Origin of the sequence: Heyndrickxia sporothermodurans (assembly GCF_003055045.1) — a bacterium.
Taxonomy (GTDB): domain Bacteria; phylum Bacillota; class Bacilli; order Bacillales; family Bacillaceae_C; genus Heyndrickxia; species Heyndrickxia sporothermodurans.
The window spans coordinates 1-4,759 of sequence record NZ_NAZB01000103.1; the positions used below are offsets into that span (position 1 = coordinate 1).

Sequence of the window (4,759 nt, forward strand, 5' to 3'; positions counted from 1 at the left end):
GTTGCTAGCGTATCATAAATACAACTATTTTAATTCGTTAAAAGTAAACACCTTAAACAGCATTCCCCACTTGTTTTAGAACATTAAGAATAAGTGGGGAAACTTGAATTAATACATAACCTAAGCCAGCGTTTTGTATCATAGTCCAACCCTTTTCCGAATTTCCAAACATAAACATAAAGCACGCCCCCACAATTACCACAGACGCAATAGGAAAAGAAAGAGCAACTAATATATCCACCACAGGATCTAATACATGCGCTAATGCCGATAAAGTTTGTTCTCCCATCCACTCCTTAGCACCTGCAGGAACCGCGTCAGCTGCAACAGGTAATGCTACAGGGCTAGTAGAGGCAGCTAAAGCCTTAGCACCCGTCAAAACCAAACCTACTGCACCTATACCTCCCGTTAATACAAGAGGGATAGCAATTGAGCCAGCAACGCTGACAGTCGATTTTATTGTTTTTTGTTTCCGCGTCCTTTCCTTTGCCTTGTAGGATCCATCCATAAACTCATTAAATCCTATTGATTTTGTTTTCATGGTTTCCCCTCCATCCCATGACATCGGCAATTTTTATGTCTTTTAACTCTTTCGCATACTTGCTTAAATCAGATGTGTAAATCAAAAAGTACTCACCTGTTTTAAAAGTAGTTCCTTCTAACCGATAAATCTTCATGCCATTTCCTCCTTATCTAATTTCATTGATAGTGTACACTTTACACGGTAATCCTTTACATAGTTCTATTAGCTGCTTTCTTCTCAATTCTGTTCTAGTTAGCCATATGAGACCGGGAAAATGCCCAAAATGTTCTTTTATCGCTCCCCCTTTAAAAAGTCCCAAATACTGTTGAATTTTAGCACGATTAGCTTTCATCTTTTGGGTAGAATCCACCTCTAAAAAATAATAACGTTTATCTATTTGGAATAGAGCATCACAGATTACAGAATGGTGGTTATCCTTAATTCTCACTTCATTTGTCCATACGGCCGGACATTTCGAAAAGATATAAAAATCGTTTCTCATGATGATGTGATTAACAAATTGATTTTTACGCCTAATTTTTTGAGAGTTTACATATTCCCGTCCTTGACTGTTAAGATAGTAGATTGTCGAGTATTCTTCGCGGAAATTCGATAGGTATGGAGATAGAGCATTTAGAATGCGGTTAGTATTACGGACTTTACCGAGTCTATGGATTTTGGAAAGTTGGTCACGATTAAGAAAGTCCAGTTTTTTCAATGACAGCAATATTCTTTCTTGCCTTTGTGTAAGTTGATCCAATTGACGCCCCTCCTTTATCTATGGTGTAAGGTTCGATTATCTCTTTTATAATTCCCTCATATATAAGAGGGGTCTGAACAATTAACCTTTTATCGGCAGTTTGATAGATGGCCCGACCTTTTATTTCAGGAAGCTTTTCTGCTCCTTCCTCGTCTAATACTACTCGTGACGCTGTTCCCGATTGTACACGGAAACAAAGCTTTGCATCACTATTTTGCTTACATTGGCGGGGAATCACATCACCGGTTCCGTATTGGGTCGCCAATATTAGACGAAATCCTAAGCCCGCGCCCAAACGTGCAATTTGAGACATATATTTTTGACACTCAAGCTTAATGGTTTTTTCACTCTTTTTTATGAAATTTCCATCTGAATCCTTAATGTCTTTTTTATCGACTGCTTCATCAGGATTAAGTTCACCTACCTCGTCGATGATGACAAAATGACGATCTGTAATTCCTGCATCCTGGACTTTTTTCTTTCCTGCTTTTTTAAGCACTTCCTGCTTTTTTCTCATGAGATCATAAGCATTTTTTAAAACTTCTAAGGCCTCCTCCGGTTCGTATGCGATAGAAACAGTCTGCTTAATGTTTTCATAGTCACACAACTCAACACCGCCCTTAAGGTCAATTAAATGGAATTTAGCATTATTGGGTTGCTGCCTAATAAGTGATGCGATAATGCAATTGATCAAATTTGATTTACCGTATCGGGTAGCCCCTCCAAGTGCTAAATGGGGTATCTTTTCAAAGTCGTGATATACAGGCTTATTCTTTTCCCGTGTAACTCCAAAAGGTACTTTCCACCCTTTGCCCTCTCCAAGATCAACCTGGGTAGGCAAAGATTCGTTGTAAACTCTAATGATTAGCATCCCATCATACGAGAGCTCAATTTCCTTCTTATCCGTTAATTTCTTGGAGTAGAGGCCTTTTATATTCGCGATGATATTCTTATCAATTTTAAGCTCCCGAAGGTCTTTCAACTGCAGCTTTACAGTCCTGGTATTTATCCCTGCTTCAATCGTTTTTTGTTTAGCCAAATAATCCTCAAAACTCCTTCCCAGTGGAATTCGATAACGATATTCAGTCCCCCAATCATAATTTTTCTTTTTGACCAATTGTGCCGTGAGCGTTTGGCTGCCATCCTTCACATTCAATCCAGACAAAGTAAAAATCCTATTTAATTTTTTTGAATCATTGCCGGCTCCATTTTTAGAGAGATGAGCTTGTAAAGCCAAGCCGCCCATCAAAGCTGTAGATACTACTTCAAAAATCATGCGATCAATCCTCCTTTCCAGCGCCACCCCTTGGAACTTACGTAGTAAGTTATCCTTGCGATTGAGTATTTTTGATTCAGTAGATTGGTTGCCGATAAAACAACATCAGGCATACATTTGGCATATTCCAGGTCAAGCTACTACGGCGGCATTAAAATTGGTATTTGATAAAGCATACGATTTGGAATGATCGTTTAGAAGTTGTCCTTACAAATTTTCTTGTATTTTTACAAGAAGTCTTTGAAAGGTTTTAATTTAGATATTGTCGAATATATTTATAGGTGATGATAATGGAAATTAAAATAGTGGTATTATTAGGAGCATGGATTAAACAATCTCCATACACTAGAGAGGATATTGGGGTCATTCTTAAAGTTTCTCAAAATACTATCTCAAGTTGGTGCAATGGCAAAACATATCCATCTGTGCCACAATTGATGAAACTTTGCCAGCTTCTAAACGTAAAATTTGAGGATATCTATAAATTAAGGGAGGAAGAAAGTTGAAGAAAAATTTTAAAATCGCTTTGGGAATATTTGCAGCATTTTTTATAATTGTTATTATTGCGTTAGTTGTAGATATTTCAAATGATGATGAACAGAAGGAAAAAACAGAGGCAGCTGTTGCAAACTTGAAGAAGGAAAATAAAAAAGATAAAGAAAAAAGTGTTAGCATAGGGGCTAATGCCGTATCTGCCTTAGAAAGTAACAACTTCTTAAAATTTGTCGAGGAATATAAGAAGTTGGGTAAAGATAAAACTCTCGTATGGGATAATCAACTCTTTAAAAAGAAAGTAACGTGGTCAGGAACCGTAGTAAGAGCTGGAACAAGCCAATTGTTTGTTTATGGAGGTCAAGATTACAAAAATGAATCATGGTCTCAATTAGGGGATTCTAAGAAGTTGTTTTATACATTTACAGCAAAATACAAAGATAAAAATCAATTCAATAATCTTAAGCCTGGTGACAAAGTAACTGTCCAAGGTAGTTTAGAGTCTCGTGGTGATTACAATTTGAATTTTAATTGGAAAATATATGATGCAATTCTAAAAGAAAATTAAACCGTCCTTATGGGCGGTTTTAGTGTGGGAGGAGTTTAAATGTACACTGTTATAGAAATACATTATATTGTTGCAGGTATAAATAATAGGACATTACAAAAAGGACAATTCCCTCTTAAAGGAAGAAGTAAAGAACAAGTGGCATATGAGTTTTGGAGGGAAATCAAAAAACAAACATCATTGGATGTAGAAATAGAAAAAATAATTTGTGAAAACATCGATATCACCGAGCAGGTTAAAACATTAGAAAAACGGAATATTAATAAAGTCACGAATGACAATTTACCATTTTAAATAGCCCCTCCAATCGGAAGGGCTTTTATAATCATATTATTCTTTTACGATGTACGTTTTATACCCTTTTCTCTCTAATTCCTTAGCCAACTTTTCGGCATTTTCTTTGCTTGCAAAAGCACCAGTTTGGACTTTATAAAATGACTTGTCCTTATCAGTTGAAGGTTTTGGCTTTGGCGTAGGTTTAGATTTAGATTTAGCTTTTAATCCTAACGCCTTAGCAATTCCTTTTGCTTCGGCTTTTGCAATTGCCTTTAAATTTGCATCAGATTTTAGGAAATCAGCATCTTTTTTGGTGTCAATAAATCCATGCTCTAACAATGTTGCAGGCATATGTGTTTCTCTTACTACTGCAAGATTCGCCTTTTTCTTTCCACGATCTTTAAAATCTTTGAACACTGTCATCACTTCATTGTGGATAGCAGAGCGCATTTTTTCAGTAGCGCCACCATTGATTGTCGTATATACAAAACTTTCAAAACCTGTACCGCCACCCGCGTTGATGTGATTAGAGACAAATAAATCAGCCTTTTTATTATTAGCAAAATCAGCACGCTCACTAAGTTCTAAAAATACGTCAGTTGACCTGGTTAAATATGTTTTATGTCCAGTATATAAATCGTCTAAATATTGTTTTACATACTTCGATATTTTTAAAACAATATCTTTTTCCTTTAATCCGTTGGCACATGCTCCTGGATCCTTACCGCCATGTCCTGGGTCAATTACAACAATTTCAGTCATTATTCATCTTCCTCCTTTTCATCTTGAATTACATGCAATTTATCAACCAATACATTAGGCACTTTTAAGCCCAGCTGCGCACAGTTTTCTAAAATTGATAGA

Annotated in this window: 9 protein-coding genes; 3 read left to right on the forward strand and 6 right to left on the reverse strand. The window is 36.4% G+C overall.

From position 1 onward, the window contains the following. Positions 1-52: 52 nt before the first annotated feature. The 4 genes from B5V89_RS19845 to B5V89_RS19855 are packed head-to-tail and all read right to left on the reverse strand — an operon-like array spanning position 53 to position 2,559. The gene (locus B5V89_RS19845) at positions 53-541 is read right to left on the reverse strand and encodes a hypothetical protein (protein WP_108073716.1); all 489 of its coding nucleotides are present in this window, start codon (positions 539-541) and stop codon (positions 53-55) included. Continuing rightward, positions 516-677, reverse strand: a complete 162-nt coding sequence (locus B5V89_RS20305; RefSeq protein WP_181294728.1) for a hypothetical protein — start codon at positions 675-677, stop codon at positions 516-518. Before B5V89_RS20305 ends, B5V89_RS19845 begins: the two co-directional genes overlap by 26 nt. Before the next feature lie 12 nt (positions 678-689). Beyond that, the gene (locus tag B5V89_RS19850) at positions 690-1,283 is read right to left on the reverse strand and encodes a replication-relaxation family protein (protein ID WP_244913557.1); all 594 of its coding nucleotides are present in this window, start codon (positions 1,281-1,283) and stop codon (positions 690-692) included. Continuing rightward, a complete protein-coding gene (locus B5V89_RS19855; RefSeq protein WP_108073718.1) occupies positions 1,219-2,559 on the reverse strand; it encodes an FtsK/SpoIIIE domain-containing protein in 1,341 nt (446 codons plus the stop codon). The genes B5V89_RS19850 and B5V89_RS19855 overlap by 65 nt, the downstream gene beginning before the upstream one ends. Positions 2,560-2,849: 290 nt before the next feature. On the opposite strand from B5V89_RS19855, the gene B5V89_RS19860 reads away from it, so the two are divergent. The 3 genes from B5V89_RS19860 to B5V89_RS19870 are packed head-to-tail and all read left to right on the forward strand — an operon-like array spanning position 2,850 to position 3,913. Next, positions 2,850-3,065 carry a helix-turn-helix transcriptional regulator gene (locus tag B5V89_RS19860; protein ID WP_244913558.1) on the forward strand — a complete coding sequence of 72 codons (216 nt, stop codon included), beginning with the start codon at positions 2,850-2,852 and terminating at the stop codon, positions 3,063-3,065. Continuing rightward, the gene (locus tag B5V89_RS19865; protein WP_108073719.1) at positions 3,062-3,619 is read left to right on the forward strand and encodes a hypothetical protein; all 558 of its coding nucleotides are present in this window, start codon (positions 3,062-3,064) and stop codon (positions 3,617-3,619) included. The genes B5V89_RS19860 and B5V89_RS19865 overlap by 4 nt, the downstream gene beginning before the upstream one ends. Positions 3,620-3,658: 39 nt before the next feature. Further along, complete coding sequence (locus B5V89_RS19870) at positions 3,659-3,913, forward strand: hypothetical protein (protein WP_108073721.1); 255 nt, start codon at positions 3,659-3,661, stop codon at positions 3,911-3,913. Between the two features lie 36 nt (positions 3,914-3,949). Here B5V89_RS19870 and B5V89_RS19875 read toward each other — a convergent pair whose 3' ends face one another. After that, positions 3,950-4,657, reverse strand: coding sequence for an N-acetylmuramoyl-L-alanine amidase (locus B5V89_RS19875; RefSeq protein WP_108073722.1), 708 nt, complete (start codon positions 4,655-4,657; stop codon positions 3,950-3,952). Continuing rightward, a complete protein-coding gene (locus B5V89_RS20650; protein ID WP_280523967.1) occupies positions 4,657-4,752 on the reverse strand; it encodes a phage holin family protein in 96 nt (31 codons plus the stop codon). The genes B5V89_RS19875 and B5V89_RS20650 overlap by 1 nt, the downstream gene beginning before the upstream one ends. Positions 4,753-4,759 lie beyond the last annotated feature (7 nt).

What these genes read in the sequence shown, in the direction of transcription:
- B5V89_RS19870 (WP_108073721.1), top strand. Translation starts at nt 3,659, where the DNA reads ATGTACACTGTTATAGAAATACATTATATTGTTGCAGGTATAAATAAT.
- B5V89_RS20305 (WP_181294728.1), bottom strand. Translation starts at nt 677, where the DNA reads ATGAAGATTTATCGGTTAGAAGGAACTACTTTTAAAACAGGTGAGTAC.
- B5V89_RS19845 (WP_108073716.1), bottom strand. Translation starts at nt 541, where the DNA reads ATGAAAACAAAATCAATAGGATTTAATGAGTTTATGGATGGATCCTAC.
- B5V89_RS19860 (WP_244913558.1), top strand. Translation starts at nt 2,850, where the DNA reads ATGGAAATTAAAATAGTGGTATTATTAGGAGCATGGATTAAACAATCT.
- B5V89_RS19855 (WP_108073718.1), bottom strand. Translation starts at nt 2,559, where the DNA reads ATGATTTTTGAAGTAGTATCTACAGCTTTGATGGGCGGCTTGGCTTTA.
- B5V89_RS19875 (WP_108073722.1), bottom strand. Translation starts at nt 4,657, where the DNA reads ATGACTGAAATTGTTGTAATTGACCCAGGACATGGCGGTAAGGATCCA.